This is a genomic window from Rhodopseudomonas pseudopalustris, from assembly GCF_900110435.1.
In the GTDB taxonomy this organism is placed as follows: domain Bacteria; phylum Pseudomonadota; class Alphaproteobacteria; order Rhizobiales; family Xanthobacteraceae; genus Rhodopseudomonas; species Rhodopseudomonas pseudopalustris.
Genome location: NZ_FODT01000007.1, coordinates 1 through 16,805 on the forward strand (window position 1 = coordinate 1; position 16,805 = coordinate 16,805).

The 16,805-nt window shown below is 62.6% G+C and carries 13 protein-coding genes, 1 pseudogene and 2 riboswitches; of the genes and pseudogenes, 5 read left to right on the forward strand and 9 right to left on the reverse strand.

The window, feature by feature from the left end; all coding sequences use genetic code 11:
• The first annotated feature begins 167 nt into the window (after positions 1 to 167).
• Together BMY71_RS14560 and BMY71_RS14565 are read left to right on the forward strand one after the other, a co-directional pair.
• Positions 168 to 464, forward strand: a complete 297-nt coding sequence (locus BMY71_RS14560) for a hypothetical protein (protein ID WP_092684631.1) — start codon at positions 168 to 170, stop codon at positions 462 to 464.
• A 168-nt stretch (positions 465 to 632) separates the two neighbouring features.
• Positions 633 to 1,775: a sensor histidine kinase gene (locus tag BMY71_RS14565; protein ID WP_244526062.1), complete on the forward strand. Its 1,143-nt coding sequence runs from the start codon at positions 633 to 635 to the stop codon at positions 1,773 to 1,775.
• Between the two features lie 70 nt (positions 1,776 to 1,845).
• Here BMY71_RS14565 and BMY71_RS25570 read toward each other — a convergent pair.
• The 9 genes and pseudogenes from BMY71_RS25570 to BMY71_RS14610 form a co-directional block, all read right to left on the reverse strand.
• Positions 1,846 to 2,812: pseudogene (locus BMY71_RS25570) on the reverse strand (IS30 family transposase).
• Between the two features lie 194 nt (positions 2,813 to 3,006).
• Positions 3,007 to 3,591, reverse strand: a complete 585-nt coding sequence (locus BMY71_RS14575; protein WP_139202643.1) for a hypothetical protein — start codon at positions 3,589 to 3,591, stop codon at positions 3,007 to 3,009.
• A gap of 270 nt (positions 3,592 to 3,861) precedes the next feature.
• Positions 3,862 to 4,974 (reverse strand): ribonucleotide-diphosphate reductase subunit beta, encoded by a 1,113-nt coding sequence (locus BMY71_RS14580; protein ID WP_430715335.1) that lies wholly within the window; start codon positions 4,972 to 4,974, stop codon positions 3,862 to 3,864.
• A gap of 31 nt (positions 4,975 to 5,005) precedes the next feature.
• Positions 5,006 to 7,927, reverse strand: coding sequence for a ribonucleoside-diphosphate reductase subunit alpha (locus tag BMY71_RS14585; protein WP_092684639.1), 2,922 nt, complete (start codon positions 7,925 to 7,927; stop codon positions 5,006 to 5,008).
• Positions 7,928 to 8,040: 113 nt separating this feature from the next.
• Positions 8,041 to 8,245: riboswitch (cobalamin riboswitch) on the reverse strand.
• Between the two features lie 37 nt (positions 8,246 to 8,282).
• On the reverse strand, positions 8,283 to 8,948 hold the full coding sequence (locus tag BMY71_RS14590; protein ID WP_092684641.1) for an anaerobic ribonucleoside-triphosphate reductase activating protein: 666 nt from the start codon (positions 8,946 to 8,948) through the stop codon (positions 8,283 to 8,285).
• Positions 8,905 to 9,096 (reverse strand): anaerobic ribonucleoside-triphosphate reductase, encoded by a 192-nt coding sequence (nrdD, locus tag BMY71_RS25455; protein ID WP_092684643.1) that lies wholly within the window; start codon positions 9,094 to 9,096, stop codon positions 8,905 to 8,907. Before nrdD ends, BMY71_RS14590 begins: the two co-directional genes overlap by 44 nt.
• A 17-nt stretch (positions 9,097 to 9,113) precedes the next feature.
• Positions 9,114 to 11,135: a ribonucleoside triphosphate reductase gene (locus BMY71_RS14600; protein WP_092684645.1), complete on the reverse strand. Its 2,022-nt coding sequence runs from the start codon at positions 11,133 to 11,135 to the stop codon at positions 9,114 to 9,116.
• Positions 11,136 to 11,246: 111 nt separating this feature from the next.
• A riboswitch (cobalamin riboswitch) is annotated at positions 11,247 to 11,450 on the reverse strand.
• A 19-nt stretch (positions 11,451 to 11,469) separates the two neighbouring features.
• Complete coding sequence (locus BMY71_RS14605) at positions 11,470 to 12,006, reverse strand: hypothetical protein (RefSeq protein ID WP_092684647.1); 537 nt, start codon at positions 12,004 to 12,006, stop codon at positions 11,470 to 11,472.
• 51 nt (positions 12,007 to 12,057) lie between these two features.
• Positions 12,058 to 13,482, reverse strand: coding sequence for a short-chain fatty acyl-CoA regulator family protein (locus BMY71_RS14610; protein ID WP_092684649.1), 1,425 nt, complete (start codon positions 13,480 to 13,482; stop codon positions 12,058 to 12,060).
• A 191-nt stretch (positions 13,483 to 13,673) separates the two neighbouring features.
• On the opposite strand from BMY71_RS14610, the gene BMY71_RS14615 reads away from it, so the two are divergent.
• From BMY71_RS14615 to prpC, 3 genes are read left to right on the forward strand one after another with little or no spacing between them, the layout of a single operon-like run.
• Positions 13,674 to 14,048 carry an acyl-CoA thioesterase gene (locus BMY71_RS14615; RefSeq protein WP_092684999.1) on the forward strand — a complete coding sequence of 125 codons (375 nt, stop codon included), beginning with the start codon at positions 13,674 to 13,676 and terminating at the stop codon, positions 14,046 to 14,048.
• Positions 14,045 to 15,577: an MmgE/PrpD family protein gene (locus BMY71_RS14620; protein ID WP_092684651.1), complete on the forward strand. Its 1,533-nt coding sequence runs from the start codon at positions 14,045 to 14,047 to the stop codon at positions 15,575 to 15,577. The genes BMY71_RS14615 and BMY71_RS14620 overlap by 4 nt, the downstream gene beginning before the upstream one ends.
• Before the next feature lie 35 nt (positions 15,578 to 15,612).
• Positions 15,613 to 16,797, forward strand: a complete 1,185-nt coding sequence (gene prpC / locus BMY71_RS14625; protein ID WP_092684653.1) for a bifunctional 2-methylcitrate synthase/citrate synthase — start codon at positions 15,613 to 15,615, stop codon at positions 16,795 to 16,797.
• The last annotated feature ends 8 nt before the right edge of the window (positions 16,798 to 16,805 follow it).

Genomic DNA, 16,805 nt, shown 5'->3' on the forward strand with positions numbered 1-16,805 from the left:
TGGGAGCAGCGGCGTGAAGCTCCCCAAGACAGCGAGGCCATCCGCACTCAAAGCTGAAGCCGTCGCATGTCGAACGACTGCAGCCTTCAATCCCATTGAATGCCGGACTTCTTCAACAGCCTGCTAGGGCCCCTGGCACGACGCCACCACTAGGCGCGGCGCGGCGCGTGCGCAGCTCCGGCGAGATCATGTGGCAGGGTCAGCGCATCTTCGTCAGCGAGGCGCTGATCGGCGAACTGATCGGTATCGCCGAATTGCAGACCGGCGACCAGATCGTGCGGTTCTGCCACTACGACATCGGCCTGATCGATCGTCTCCACCAGTTCCACCGCTGCGCCGCCCCGACAGGGACTGCGCTACGCGCCGGAGCAGGCGGACTTAAAACTGTCGACAATCATCCCGGTCTGAACTGGGGGGAATCATGCCGGTTGAAAAGCCGGCTGATGAATTCGAACGGCCCTTAACGAAAGCCGGTTTCCCGCGCGGTCGGCCGAAAATCCAGTGCTTTTCATGGTGAAAATCCCAAAGCTTTGGGGTATATTCCACTGCTGGGTGCATTTCGCTACAAATCAGAGCCTTCCGTGTCTGCACAAGATTGTGGAAGGAGCCTCATGTCTAGGGCCATAGTTACGATGCAATCCGAAACGCCGCTTCGCCTCGCGGATTTTATACGCGCCAATATTGATTCGATTGTCCAAGAATGGGTGCGGTTCGCGGAGACCCGGACGCCCGCCAGCGAAACGATGTCCCACCTGGCGCTAAAGAACCACATTGTCGAGCTGCTCGACTTCATCGCAGACGATCTCGAATCCGAGCAGACGGAAAAGGAACGTTTTGCCAAATCGTGTGGTTTGGAGAAGCGGGACGACGAGTTCGCCCGAACCGCGGCCGAGGTTCATGCCCTGCTCCGGATCAAGGATGGTTTCCGGATCGACGAAGTGGTATCGGAATTTCGAGCTTTGCGGGCCAGCATCCTGAACCAGTGGACAAATACACGCACAGGGCGGCCCGACGAACGTGAAGATATGATCCGGTTCAACGAGGCGATCGATCAGGCGATCGCCGAATCCGTCGCCGAATACACGATGACGGCCAATCGGTCGCGAGACCTGTTCCTCGGTGTATTGGGACATGATTTGCGAAACCCGATCGCGGCGGCGCTGATGGCGGCGCGACGGATAGCCAGCCTCAACGTCACCGACGGCAAGCAGAAGGCGATGGCCAGACAGATCGCGCTGACTATGGAGCGCGCAACCTCGATTCTCGACGACCTTCTTGAACTGACGCGCACGACCTTTGGTTCGGAGATCCCGCTTCATCGAAAGCAAATGAATCTTGCCGAGCTCGGGGGGCAGATCGTCGACGAGATGCGATCGTTGTTCGATGTCAGGCAGATCGAGATCTCCACGCTGGGTGAGACTGTGGGCGCGTGGGATCGGGCCAGAATGGGGCAGGTGTTGTCAAATCTGATCGGCAATGCCCTGCAGCACAGTCCGGCCGACAGCTCCGTTACGGTGAAGATCGTCGGTGAGGCGGATCAGGTGTTCATCTCGGTGCACAATGAGGGCGAACCGATACCATTGGACGAGCAGAGGACGATTTTCAAACCCCTCTCACGCGGCGCTGACTGTGAAACCAGGGACACCGGCGCGGCTCATCTTGGCCTGGGGCTATTCATCACCCACAAGATCATCACGGCTCACGGCGGCACCATTTCCGTGCAGTCCGCTTCCGGCAAGGGGACGCGATTTATTGCGCTCGTGCCGAAATGCTGAAGGAGCGGCATCTTCCGGCGCTGATATCCTAGTCTAGCGTAGACGTAATACTCACGGCGACCTGACGGATTCACGGTTGAAGTGCAACAGTTGATTTGAGTTTTGAGAATGCCTGGGCGGGTATCTTGAAGTCCAGGCATTTGCGTGGTGTTTTTTAAGGCGGTTGACATGCCGCTGGAGTTCGGCTGCTGTGATGCAGTTGAGATCGGTTTTGGGTGGTAGCAAGCGACGCAAGCGTCCGATGGAGTTTTCCACGCTGCCCTTTTGCCAGGGACTGTGAGGATCACAGAAGAAGGATGGACGCCGAGAGGGTATCGTGAAGCCTGTGATGCTCGGCATATTCGGTCCCGTTGTCGAAGCTGATGGTTTTGCGCAACGCCGGTCGCAAGTCGCCGAGTTCATGGCCGATGGTCGAGGCGGTGAGGACAGCTTTGCGGTCGACCTGGTGCTGAACGATGCTGAAGCAGGTCGGTCGTTAGTGCAGGACAAGTAATCCTTGGCCGTACCGGGCGGACAGCATGAAGTCGGCTTCCCAGGGGCCTAGCACCGGGCGGCCTTCCACCCCGGCAGGTCGATCGGTGATCGGACGCCGATGTTTTGATGAAGCTGGCGGGACTACCGCCTCTGCGCCCGCGTGTGAGCTTATGGGGAGGCTGCAGACGATGCCAGTAATCCTTCTGGGCCTTTCGGTGATAGATAAAGGGATAGATTGATTCATGGCGGATGATGACGCGACCATGCTGCAGCGCCAGTCGTCCAGCGATCTGCTCGGGAGAATGACCCATCGCAAGGTCCCGCAGGTCCGGCTGGCGCCAACTTGAAGCGGCAATCCCAGCGCCGCCGGCGATCCGCCAATTGCTGAGCCCGGACAGGTTCGTAGCCGCCCGCCCCATTTCTTGGAAGGCAGCGAGTTGCGTCGCAGTTCCCGACTGATCGTCGAGGGCGACCGATCAAGCGTCGTTCTGAGATTTACCCCCTGCATGCAGCCGGTAGATCTCAATGCGCTCCTCAAGGCTGAGCTGGCCATGCTGTGACATCTTCGGTTTCGTCCAAATGAAGCTAGGGCCTGTGGGGATTCAACGTGAGTTGATGACTGCGGCGGTAAGATAGATCATGGCCTCGAAGCTTCGGTCGGTTTTGCAGGCACGCATGGCGATGCGTTTGAACTAATTTCGCCATTCCGGCGGACGGCATCCGCGCCACGTCCCGGAGCTCAGCCGTTCTAACGAGCTTAGAGCTTCTCGATCTGATCGGCTACGCTGCGCCAACTCGCGTCGAAGCGTCCATCGACCGGCGGCTCCCAGATCGCCCGCCGGGCGAGCCGCTGCGCGACTTCGAAATCGACGCTGCCGGGCGGGCCGGCGAGATCGATGACGACGGCGGATTCGGGAAGCCGGGCCAGGACGGTGGCGCCGATCGGTCTGGAGAAGCTCGTGGAAATCAGCAGGTCGATTCCCGCGGCGACCGCCGGCATGTCTTCGAACCGATGCGGGACGGCGCCGATGCGCTCGAGAACGCTGTAGTCATCGATCGTATCCGCGGTGGCGTGCACGCGAACGCCCATATTCGCCAGGCGTTCCAGCAGTTGGACGACGACGTCACCGTCGCCGACCACGCACACTGCAATCCGCCCGTTCGCCTCCTGGTGGGCGGGTCCCATATCGAGCGCGCTGATCGACGGTGTTGCAAGATCTGGCCCGGAGCAGCCGTGACCGATGCTGAGTTGGCGTCGCCACGGATCGTCCCGATCCTCGCCGATCGGCGGCGGCAGGTCGGCGGATCGCAGGTCGCTTCGGCGAGGCCGCTCGCGCAGCACCGCGATCCGGACCAGCAGCTCCAATCCCCGCCAGAATTGAAATTGCAGCCGCCATGCCAGCGCGCGCCAACGCCATCGTCGTGTGCGTCGTGCCGTCTCGATGCCGCCGGACGGTCCGGCCGCAATCGACGAAGCGCTCGGCGGAGCCGGATCGTCTCCTTGCGGATTTCGTGCTGCGTTCGACGATCCGGCTGAACCGCGCTGCGGTTCGATCGGCTCGGTCCGGCGCCCGCCGCGGGCTGCCGGCTTCGAATGAGGTGATTGCATCGTTCAGTCCCAATCCAGCGCCCCGCCGTTCTGGTATTCGATGACGCGGGTCTCGAAGAAGTTCTTCTCCTTCTTCAGGTCCATCGTCTCGGACATCCAGGGGAACGGATTGTCAGTGTCGGCGAGCACCGGGCGAAGCCCGAGCTGAACGCAGCGGCGGTTGGCGATGAAGTGCATATAGCTCTCGCACAATGGCGCGTTCAGCCCCAGCAGGCCGTGCGGCATCGTATCCCGGCCATAGGCGGCTTCGAGCTCGGCGGCGTCGTGGATCATGCCGCGGATGTCGTCCTGAAACGACGCCGTCCACACCGCAGGGTTTTCGAGCTTGATCTGATTGATGACGTCGATGCCGAAATTCAGGTGGATCGATTCATCACGCAGAATGTATTGATATTGCTCCGCGATCCCGACCATCTTCTGGCGCCGTCCGAGCGACAGGATCTGGACGAAGCCGGTGTAGAACCACATGCCCTCGAACACGACGTAGAAGGCGACGAGGTCGCGCAGAAAGGCCTGATCGCTCGCAAGCGTCCCCGTCTTGAAGTGCGGGTCGTCCAGGTGCTGGGTGTATTCGAGCGCCCACGCCGCCTTGTCGGTGATCGACGGCACTTCCCGATACATGTTGAACAGCTCGCCCTCATCGAGGCCGAGACTTTCGACGATGTACTGGAAGGTGTGGGTGTGGACCGCCTCTTCGAATGCCTGGCGGAGCAGATATTGACGGCACTCGGGATTGGTGAGGTGGCGGTAGATCGCGAGGACGATGTTGTTTGCGACCAGGGACTCGGATGCCGCGAAAAATCCGAGATTGCGCTTGAGCGTGAGCCGCTCGTCGTCGCTCAAGCCGTCACGGGATTTCCACAGCGCGATGTCCGCCTGCATTGGGACCTCGGTCGGCATCCAGTGATTGTTGCAGGCCGCCAAGTATTTCTCCCATGCCCAGCGATATTTCATCGGCAGAAGCTGGTTGACGTCGGCGCGGGCATTGATCATCCGCTTGTCGTCGACACGCACGCGCGCGGCGCCCCGATCGATGGCGCCGAGGCCGGTCGTCTCCTTTGTGGCGGCCGTTTCGAGATCGGCGAAGATGTCGACCTTGGCGGTGGCGTTCTTCATCGCTTGCAGCATTGTGAAATCCCTTCGTCGATCACTGGCAGGCTTCGCAGGTCGGATCGTCGATCGCGCAGGTCTTGCCCCACGCTTCGGTGTCGACGTGTCCGTTGGCGGTGTTGCCGCGCGCAGCGTCCGAAGCGACGGCCGCAGGCATGAACGCCGACACGGCATTGAGCTTGCCGTCCGTGCCCTTCAGCGTCGACTTTTCGACATGGGTTGCCGATCGGGACCGCAGGTAGTAGGTCGTCTTCAGTCCTCGCCGCCATGCCAGCCGATACAGCGCGTCGAGCTTCTTGCCGCTGGGATTGGCGAGATACAGGTTGAGCGACTGAGCCTGATCGATCCATTTCTGCCGTCGGGCCGCGGCTTCCACCAGCCAGGCAGCGTCGATCTCGAAGGCGGTCGCGTACAGCGCCTTGAGATCGTCGGGTACACGGTCGATCTGGCCGAGACTGCCGTCGAAGTACTTCAAGTCCGAGATCATCACCTCGTCCCACAGGCCCCGGCTCTTCAAGTCACGAACCAGATGGGTGTTCACGACGGTGAAGTCGCCCGACATGTTGGATTTGACGTAGAGGTTCTGATAGGCGGGCTCGATCGACTGCGACACGCCGCAGATGTTGGAGATGGTCGCGGTCGGGGCGATCGCCATGACGTTGGAATTGCGCATGCCGGTCGTCGCGACGCGTTGGCGCAGCGCCTCCCAGTCCAGTCGATGGCTTCGATCGACTTCTATTTCGATGCCACGCGCGTCATCGAGCAAACGGATCGAGTCGAGCGGCAGAATGCCGCGCGACCACAGCGAGCCGTCGTAGGACGCGTAGCGGCCGCGTTCGGCCGCAAGCTCGGTCGAGGCCGAGATCGCCCAATAGGCGATCGCTTCCATGCTCTCGTCGGCGAAGGTGACCGCTTCGTCGGACGCGTAGGGCAGTCTCAGGATGTTGAGCGCGTCCTGGAAGCCCATCAGGCCGAGACCGACCGGGCGATGCCGGAGATTCGACGCCCGCGCCTCGGGGATGGTGTAGAAATTGACGTCGATGACGTTGTCGAGCATCCGCATCGCGGTCGTCACCGTGCGGGCCAGCCGATCGTGATCGAGCCGGCCTTGCGCCACATGATTGACGAGGTTGATCGAGCCGAGATTGCACACCGCGACCTCGCGCTCGGAGGTGTTGAGCGTGATCTCGGTGCAGAGATTCGACGAATGCACCACGCCGCAATGCTGCTGCGGTGAGCGCAGATTGCAAGGATCCTTGAAGGTGATCCACGGATGCCCGGTCTCGAACAGCATCGTCAGCATCCGCCGCCACAGATCGACCGCGCGAACCTGCTTGGTGACGCGCAGTTCTCCGCGTGCGGCCTTGGCTTCGTAAAGGGCGTAGCGCTCGGCGAAGGCCCGGCCGGTCAGATCGTGCAGATCCGGCGTTTCGTCGGGCGAGAACAGCGTCCACAGGCCATCCTGCTCGACGCGCTGCATGAACAGGTCCGGCACCCAGTTGGCGGTGTTCATGTCGTGGGTGCGGCGGCGGTCGTCGCCGGTGTTCTTGCGCAGGTCGAGGAATTCCTCGATGTCGATGTGCCAGGTCTCGAGATAGGCGCAGACCGCGCCCTTGCGCTTGCCGCCCTGATTGACCGCGATCGCGGTGTCGTTGGCGACTTTCAGGAACGGCACCACGCCCTGGCTCTCGCCGTTGGTGCCCTTGATGTGGGCACCGAGACCGCGGACGCGGGTCCAGTCGTTGCCGAGCCCGCCGGCGTATTTCGACAGCAGTGCGTTGTCCTTGATCGACTTGAAGATGCCGTCGAGATCGTCGGGCACCGTGGTGAGGAAGCAGGACGACAATTGCGGCCGCAGCGTGCCGGAATTGAAAAGGGTTGGCGTCGAAGCCATGAAGTCGAACGACGACAACAGATCGTAGAACTCGATTGCCTTGGCCTCGCGATCGACCTCGCGCAGCGCGATACCGCAAGCCACCCGCATGAAGAACGCCTGCGGTAGCTCGAACCGCGTACCGTGGACGTGAAGGAAGTAGCGGTCGTAAAGGGTCTGCAGGCCGAGATAGTCGAACTGCAGGTCGCGCTCGGGTTTGATCGCGGCGGCGAGCCGGGCAAGATCCAAACGTCCGATTTCGGGATCGATCAGGTCGTGCGCGATGCCGGCTTCGAGATAGGCGCTGAAATACTCGGCATAGCCGTCCACCATCTGCGCTTGCGTCGCCTGCCGCGACCGCCCGTCGACGAAACTCAGGGCTTCGCGGCGGAGTTTGTCGAGCAGCAGGCGCGCGCTGACCTTGGTGTAGTCCGGTTCGGTCTCGACGAAGGTCCGGGCGGCGAGAATTGGCGCCAGCGCCAGTTCGTCGTCGCTGATGCCATCGTAGAGATTGCGCTGGGTCTCGGCGAGAACAGCATCGACCGATACGCCGTCGAGTCCCGCGCAGGCCTCGGTGATGACGGCAGAGAGCCGCGGCAAATCGATCGGATGCAACGTGCCGTCGCCAGCCTTGGTGCGCAACACCGGTTCGGCTGGCTTGGCCTGCGCGGTCGCCGCCTTGGCGCGCTCACGGGCGCGCTCCTCACGATAGATCACATAGGCGCGCGCGACCTTGTGGTGCTCGCCGCGCATCAGGGCGAGTTCGGCCTGATCCTGAACGTCCTCGATGTGGAAGGTGCGGCCCGGTCCGACGCGGCGGGTGAGGTTGGCGACGATCTGGTCGGTCAGTTCGGCAACGGTGTCGTGCACGCGCCGGGACGCGGCGGCGTTGCTGCCTTCGACGGCGAGGAACGCCTTGGTCAGCGCAACCGAGATCTTCGACGCGTCGAACGGCGACACCTGACCGTTGCGTCGGATCACCTGATAGCTTTGATCGTGGATGGCCCCTCCTGCGGCAACGGCAGAGAAGGGCGGCGGCACTGCCGGGTGAGGTGCGGCAGACGCAGCGTCGGTTCCGAAAGACATTCCCAAGACCCCGTGGTGTTGGGGCGGGGAGCGCGAGCGGATACGCGAGCAGAAGTTCGTCCGTCAGGACCGCAACGACCGCTAAGCGACCCACCGGGACACCCCGCCCAGGGACGATTGCAAATGTCACGGCAGGTCTCCTGGCTCGCGGGTCGTCGCGTCGGTCCAGTCTTCCCGGGCCTGGTGGGGCCCAGTGACGAATTTCGGACGTCGGCTCGTCGCTTACAGTTGCGGGGGCAGCGCCGGTGTTACACCGGCTTCCCTCTTAGCTCTCGGGTCGCTCACGCGACTCGAAAGACCGTGACATCTAGATATTGTATTAGTGCGGCTATCCGGTCAACAGGTTGTGCCGACTTTAGGCGGCATTCGTTGTGGGAGGTATTGAAATCTTGGCGCCGGTGTCACGAAACGATTGGATGCGCGTGCGTCCGGCGCCGAGCGCAGCGAGGTCCGCAGACAGCCGGTCCAGGGCGGGTTGGCCGAGAAGATCCGGATGAACAGTTGTCCGCAGGTCGCATTCCACTCCGCTAGCGAGAACCAGCGCCAGGCTGGCGCGCGCGCTGTCACCGCTGCCGGCAACGCCGGTGATCCGGTCGTATTCGGCAAACGGCGCTTTGACGTCGAAGCCGATCCAATCGAGCAGCGGCAGCACACGGGCGAGCCGTTCGGGATATGGACCAGCGGTGTGCAGGCCGACACGAAAGCCTTGCGCGCGCACGGCTGTGATCGCGGACGGCAAGCCCGCCTGCAGCGTCGGCTCGCCGCCAGAGAACACCACGCCGTCGAGCAGGCGTCGTCGTGTTTCGAGGAATGCGAGCACGTCCGGCCATGCGAGCTGATCCGTCCCGCGGGCGGGCAGCAGATGTGGGTTGTGGCAGTAACCGCACTGCCAGGGACAGCCTTGGCAGAACACGGTCGCGACCAGTTCGCCCGGCCAGTCGCAGGTCGACAGCCGGACGAGACCGCCGATCCGCAGCTCAACCGAGCTTGGCGCGGGCTTCGGTGAAGTACTTGCGGTCATTGAATTCGCCGATCTTGCCACGGTTGAACGAGGAGACGGGGCGGTGATAGCCCATCACCCGCGTCCAGATTTCGCAGGGTTGACGCTCGGCGTCGGTCAGCTCGATGGCTTCGGTTGCATTGGCGGGAATGGTGACGTGGGCGTTCATCTCTCGTTTCCTTCTGGTCAGTGATGAGCAGCGAGCCGCTTGGCCGCGAGGCGTTCGGCGTCGCATGTCGGGCAGAAGGCGTGTTCGCCTTCGATGTAGCCGTGGGTCGGGCAGATCGAGAAGGTCGGGGTCACCGTGACGTAAGGCAGCCGGAAGTTCTCCAGCGCGCGTCGCACCAGCTTCTTGCACGCCTCGCCAGAGGAGAGCTTCGACCCCATGTAGAGATGCAGCACCGTCCCGCCGGTGTATTTGCGCTGAAGATCGTCCTGGCGTTCCAGTGCCTCGAACGGATCGTCGGTGAAGCCGACCGGAAGCTGGCTGGAGTTGGTGTAGTACGGATTGTCCTCGGTGCCGGCCTGCAGGATGCCGGGATAGCGCTTGCGGTCTTCCTTGGCGAACCTATAGGTCGTGCCTTCCGCCGGCGTCGCCTCGAGATTGTACAGATTGCCGGTCTGTTCCTGGAAGGTTGTCATCCGGGCGCGGACATGATCCAGCAGCCGCACCGCGAAAGCGTGCCCCCACGGCGTCGAGATGTCCTCGTGACCCGCGGTGAAGTTGCGGATCATCTCATTGATGCCGTTGACGCCGAGCGTGGAGAAGTGATTGCGCAGCGTGCCGAGATAGCGCTTCGAATAGGGAAACAGCCCGTCGTCCATGTAGCGCTGCACCACCTTGCGCTTGATCTCGAGGCTGGTGCGGCCGATCTCGAGCAGGGTATCGAGTGCACGCAGCAGGCCCGGCTCGTCGCCGCGGTGCAGATGGCCGAGCCGTGCGCAATTGATCGTGACGACGCCGATCGAGCCGGTCTGCTCGGCGCTTCCGAACAGGCCATTGCCGCGTTTCAACAGCTCAGTGAGATCGAGCTGCAGCCGGCAGCACATCGACCGGATCATGTGCGGCTTCAGTTCCGAGTTGAGGAAGTTCTGGAAGTAGGGCAGGCCGTATTTCGCCGTCATCTCGAACAGCCGTGTAGCGTTCTCGCTCTCCCAGGGGAAATCCGTCGTGATGTTGTAGGTCGGGATCGGAAAGGTGAAGACCCGCCCTTTGGCGTCGCCCTTGGTCATGATCTCCATGTAGGCACGGTTGATCATGTCCATCTCGGACTGCAGATCACCATAGGTGAAGTCCATGTCCTCGCCGCCGATCACCGGGACCTCGTCTCGCAGATCTTCCGGACAGGTCCAGTCGAAGGTGAGGTTGGTGAACGGCGTCTGCGTGCCCCAGCGCGACGGAACGTTGAGGTTGTAGACCAGCTCCTGGATCGCCTGCAGAACGTCGACGTAGCTGAGATTGTCCTTGCGCAGGAATGGCGCCAAGTAAGTATCGAACGAACTGAACGCCTGGGCGCCGGCCCATTCGTTCTGCAGCGTGCCGAGGAAGTTGACGATCTGGCCGATGGCGCTCGACAGATGCTTCGGTGGGCTGGCTTCGACCTTGCCGGGCACGCCGTTCAGGCCTTCAGTCAAAAGCGTCCGCAGCGACCACCCGGCGCAGTAGCCGGACAGCATGTCGAGGTCGTGGATGTGAAGGTCGCCGTCACGGTGAGCCCGGCCGACTTCCGGCGGATAGACGTGCGAGAGCCAGTAGTTGGCGACCACCTTACCGGACAGATTGAGGACAAGGCCACCCAGCGAGTAACCTTGGTTGGCGTTGGCATTGACGCGCCAGTCGGTGCGATCGAGATATTCGTTGATCGACGCGATCGCATCGACGGCGACCTTGCGGTCGTTGCGCGCCTGACTACGCTTTTCGCGATAGACGATGTAGGCCCGCGCAGTGGTGAGATGGTTGGCTGAAATCAGCACCTGCTCGACGATATCCTGCACCTGCTCGATCTGCGGCACTCGGCCAGCGAAGCGATGCGCGATGACCTTGACGGACTGGCTGGTGAGCAGTCCCGCTTCGAGTTCGCCGAATTCTCCCGTCGCCTGTCCGGCACGCGCGATCGCAGACCTGATCTTGGCACTGTCGAACGGGGCTTGCGAGCCGCTCCTCTTGATGATTGCTTGAGGAAGGTCGGTCAGGTTGGTAACAGGCATCGGCACCCCGCGGGTCGAATTGCGGGCAGGGGCCGAGCAGGCGCGTGCAGAAGTCGCACGGAGACACCGTGCGCATGAAAGCAAGCGACCCACCGGGACACCCCGCCCAGGGACGTTTGGTTGTTCGCGGCAGGTCTCCTGGCTTGCGGGTCGTCGCCTTCGTCAGCCTTCCCGGGATTGCTCCCAGTGGCGTGATGACGTCGGCTCACCGCTGACAGTTGCGGGGGCAGCTCCGGCCTAGGCGGTAACGCCGCACCGGATTCCCTCTTAGCCCTCGATCAGACGATTCGAGAGACCGCGAATACAATATATAGTGCCTCACACGACGTTTCTGTCAAGCCGTCGATTTGCTTTCGCGGCGGACTGCATGCTTAGCCGTGTCAGTATCGGCTTGACGCCAAGCTTCGACTTGCTCCGGAGAACGCGCGAGCGACGCGATTGCGGCAGCGGGATACAGCACGAGAAAGATCGACTTCTTACCGTTCTGGAAAGAGGTATGCCCGGATGTCGGCAGCCGTCCGTTCTTGGTCCAGCGAAGTCGCTCCTGCGCACTGATCGCAAGGATCTCCTCGACCACTTTCGCGTGGATTCTTTCGGACTTGAAGGCTGCGATTTCGGCGTCGATCGCGGCTAACAGGGCGGACATCTGGAAAGACGAGGTGGGAATGATCGCGCGCGCACCGATGTCGTCGAGTGTCGCTTCGAGACGCCATTTTCGAAGCACTCTCAGCACCCGCCGAATGACAGCTTTCGCGCGGCGCGTCGATCCCAGCGCGATGTCGAATGTAGGCTCGAAACGCAGCTCCAGACCATCGCCATACGGACCGAACCACACATAGCGTTTGCAATTATCCTGCTCTGTCGACGTCATGCTTCACCGCAGCGTTCCCGACGAGCAATGTTTCGTCTTCGATAGTTCAGGTCAATTCGTCGAATAGGGAGAGAACGAGCCGCGGCTTTCGTCGACATGGAGCGCGCGGCCGACGGGCGGGAAGGCGCGTTGCGGGCAGGCGGGCCGTTCGCAAATCCGACAGCCGGCGCCGATAGGCGTGGCCGCTGCGGGATTGGAGAGATCGAGGCCGTCGGAATAAACCAGACGCCCGGCATGCTGCAGATCGCATCCGAGAGCGATCGCAAATGTCTTGCGCGGCGCGTGATAACCTGCCTGATCGTGCGAAACCGTGCGCGCCACCCACAGATAGGTCCGGTCATCGGGCATTCGTGCCAACTGCGTGAGAATCCGGTCCGGTTGCGAGAACGCCTCGTAGACGTTCCACAGCGGACACGTTCCTCCGCCGCGCGAGAAATGGAAATCCGTCGCCGACTGTCGCTTCGAAATGTTGCCTGCGCGGTCGACACGGATGAAGAAAAACGGCACGCCGCGTGCGCCCGGTCTCTGCAACGTGCTGAGACGGTGACAGATGGTCTCGTAACCCACGCCGAAATGCTGACCGATCAACGTGATGTCGTAGCGCACCGATTCGGCTTTCTCCCGGAAAGCGGCGTAGGGCAGCAGCAGCGCCCCGGCGAAGTAATTGGCTAGTCCAATCCGCGCCAATTTTCGCGATGCCTCGTCGCCGAATGGACTTTCTGCGACAAGCGTGTCGATCGTGTCGCGATGCTCCAAAAAGGCGAGCTGCGTACCGATCTGAAACGCCTGCTGGCCCGGTTGCAGCCGGGCCGAAAGCCGAAGCGTGTTGTCGCCCGCGTCAAAGCTGCGCTGAAGATCCGCCGATGCGTCGCCGGTTGCACCGACGCGGACGTCGATGCCGTGACGCGATTTCAGCCGCTCGGCCAGCGCCGCCGCGACCTGCTGGATCGTTCGTCCGGTGTCCGCGGCGGTTCGTTCCGCCGCTTCGTCGAGCTCGGCGATGTAGTTGTGCCTTGCATAAAAGAAATCGCGAACCTCCTCGAACGGCGTGGACATTGCGGGTGTCGGTCGATCTTGCCGATCGTCCCCAAGACGGGCGGCGAGGGCTGCCGATTGCTCCAGCGCCAGGTGATAGCGCCGATAGATCGCCACCAAGGCGCGGCCGGCTGCGGGCATGCTGGTGGCGAGTTCGCGCACGTCGTTGGCGGTCATGCTTTCGCCGATCATCGGGTCGGACAGCGCTTCCTTGAGGTCGGCGATCAGTCGCGCCTCGTCGTCCTCTGAGAACAATTGCACGTCGATGCCGAGCGTTGCATTGAGTTTCAGCAACACCGGGACCGTCAGCGGACGCTGATTGTTTTCGATCTGATTGAGATAGCTCGGCGAAATGCCGACGGCGGTGGCGAGCGCATGCTGCGTCATGCCGCGTTGCTCGCGCAGCCGTCGCAGCCGGGCACCTACATACGCTTTCTTCATCGCACCTCCGCAGATCGCCTTCGCAATCTTTGCAAATCGCCGCACCACGCTTCGCAATTCTTCGCAGGTTTAGTCCTTTACGGCGGCCCGCGTTCGCCAATATGCCGAACCATTCGCCAAGACAAGCCGAAGGAGGTGGCGCCGTGAGTGCGACAAGTTTCGATGCGCCGCCAGAGACGCGCTTCGTCGAGATGATCTTCCCGGAGCAAGCTAATCACTACGGGACGCTGTTCGGCGGCAACGCGCTCAATCTGATGGGCAAGGCCGCGTTCGTCGCGGCGACCCGGCGAGCGCGCCAGCCGATCGTGATGGCGACATCCGACAAGATTGAATTTCATGTTCCGGTCAAGGTCGGCGATCTGGTCGAACTGACAGCCCGCGTGGTGCGGGTCGGACGCTCGTCGATGACCGTGGTGGTCGATGTCGTCAGCGAGGCGCTGATTTCCGGTGCCCGGCAACTCGCAGTCCGCGGCTCGTTCGAAATGGTCGCCGTCGACAAGGCCGGCAGACCGACGCCCATCCAAGTTTCTTCACCGACGACGACCACCCAGGAGACGATTTCGTGAAGCTGCATACCGTCCGAACCGCCCGTTCTGCCGACCGCTTACCCCGCACCGAGCAGCTCGCTTGGAAAATTGCGGAGGTCGCTGCCGATCCGGTCGCGGTCGAGCCCGCGGTGGAGGAGATGATCGGCAACCGGATCATCGACAATGCCGCGGTCGCGGCTGCGTCGATCGCGCGCCGCCCGGTCGCCAGTGCCCGTGCGCAAGCGACGGCACATCCGTATCGCGCCGGCGCGACGGTGTTCGGGCTGGCGCCGGACCGGCGCGTTTCGCCCGAATGGGCGGCGTGGGCCAACGGTGTGGCGGTGCGTGAACTCGATTTCCACGACACCTATCTGGCGGCGGACTATTCGCATCCCGGCGACAACATTCCGCCGATTCTGGCGGTGGCGCAGCATTGCGGTCTCGATGGCGCAGCGCTGGTTCGCGGTCTCGCCACCGGTTACGAGATTCAGGTCGACCTCGTCACCGGCATCTGCCTGCACGAGCACAAGATCGATCACATCGCGCATCTCGGTCCATCGGCGGCGGCCGGCATCGGAACGTCGCTGCGGCTGCCGGCCGAGGTGATCTATCAAGCGGTTCAGCAGGCCTTGCACGTCACCACGACGACGCGGCAATCGCGCAAAGGCGAAATTTCGAGCTGGAAGGCTTACGCGCCTGCGTTCGCCGGCAAGATGGCGGTGGAAGCGGTGGATCGGGTGATGCGCGGCGAGAGTGCGCCGTCGCCGGCCTGGGAGGGCGAGGACGGCTTCATCGCCTGGCTGCTCGGCGGCCCCAAGGCGAAGTACCAAGTTCCGCTTCCGGTGCAGGGTGAGCCCAAGCGTGCCATCCTGCAAACCTACACCAAGGAGCATTCGGCCGAGTATCAGAGCCAGGCACTGATCGATCTGGCGCGCCGGATGGGACCGCTGCTGCGGGAGCGCGCGCCGGACCTGTCGAGGATCAGCAGCATCGTGCTGCACACCAGCCATCACACCCACTACGTAATCGGTACCGGTGCCGACGATCCGCAGAAGATGGACCCGAGCGCCAGCCGCGAAACGCTCGATCACTCGATCATGTACATCTTCGCCGTCGCGCTCGAAGACGGCGGGTGGCATCACGAGCGCTCCTACGCACCGGAGCGGGCGGCGCGGCCCGCCACGGTGGCGCTGTGGCACAAGGTCTCGACGGTCGAGGATCCGGAATGGACCCGGCGCTATCACAGCCGCGATCCCAAGGAGAAGGCGTTCGGTGCGCGTGTCGTCGTCACTCTCGACGACGGCTCCGTGGTCGAAGACCAGATCGCCGTGGCCGACGCTCATCCGCTCGGCCGTCGCCCGTTCGGACGCGAGCAATATGTCGGCAAGTTCCGCACCCTGGCGGACGGCATCGTCGAGCGATCGGAGCAGGACCGCTTTCTCGACCTTGTCGAGCGACTGCCGTCGCTGACCTCGGCCGAACTGAGCGGTCTGAGCTTTGCGGTGGCGCCGTCCCGGCTCGGAGCCGCGCCTGCGACCGGCATCTTCGACTGGAAGCCGGCATCGTAGCGGGACGACCAATTCAGCAGACAAGGGAGGCAACAATGACAGAACACGCAAATGCGCGTCACAGTGCTCCGCCGAAGAAGTCCGTGGCATTGTCCGGCGTTGTCGCTGGCAACACCGCGCTGTGCACGGTCGGCCGGACCGGAAACGATCTCCATTATCGCGGCTACGATATTCTCGACATGGCGGAGACCTGCGAGTTCGAAGAGATCGCGCATCTGCTGGTGCACGGGGCGTTGCCGACGGCGGCGGAGCTAGCAACCTACAAGGCCAGACTGCGAAGCCTGCGCGGGCTGCCGGCGGCGGTGCGGAGTGCCCTCGAAGCACTTCCGGCGGCGGCGCACCCGATGGACGTGATGCGCTCAGGAGTATCCTCGCTCGGCTGCGTTCTGCCGGAAGCGGGCGACCTCAATCATCCCGGGGCGCGTGACATTGCCGACCGGCTGTTGGCTTCGTTCGGCTCGATGCTGCTGTACTGGTACCACTTCGCCCACACCGGCCGCCGCATCGAAGTCGAGACCGACGACGACAGCATCGGCGGCCATTTTCTGCACCTATTGCATCGATCGCGACCGCGAGAGTCCCACGTTCGTGCAATGCACACCTCTTTGAACCTATACGCCGAGCACGAGTTCAACGCCTCGACCTTCACGGCACGCTGTATTGCCGGGACCGGCGCTGATTTCTACTCGGCGATCGCTGGAGCGATCGGTGCGCTGCGTGGCCCCAAGCATGGCGGCGCCAACGAAGCGGCGTTCGAAATCCAGAAGCGATACGCAACACCGGATGAAGCGGAAACCGACATCCGGCGCCGCGTCGCTGCGAAAGAGGTGGTGATCGGGTTCGGGCACCCTGTCTACACAATCGCTGATCCGCGCAACCGCGTCATCAAGGAGGTTGCCCGACGGCTTTCGGTTGAGGCCGGGTCGGTGAAGATGTTCGAGATCGCCGATCGGATCGAAGCGGTGATGCACGAATCCAAGAAAATGTTCGCTAATCTCGATTGGTTCAGCGCCATCTCCTATCACGCGATGGGCGTGCCGACCTCGCTGTTCACGCCGTTGTTCGTGATCTCACGGACGGCGGGCTGGAGCGCCCACATCATCGAGCAGCGGCAGGACAACAAGATAATCCGGCCGACTGCGAATTACATCGGACCAGAAAATCGCCTGTTCGTGCCGATCGAACAACGCGGTCCCGCGCCGTCATCCCGTCACGCCTGAAAGATACA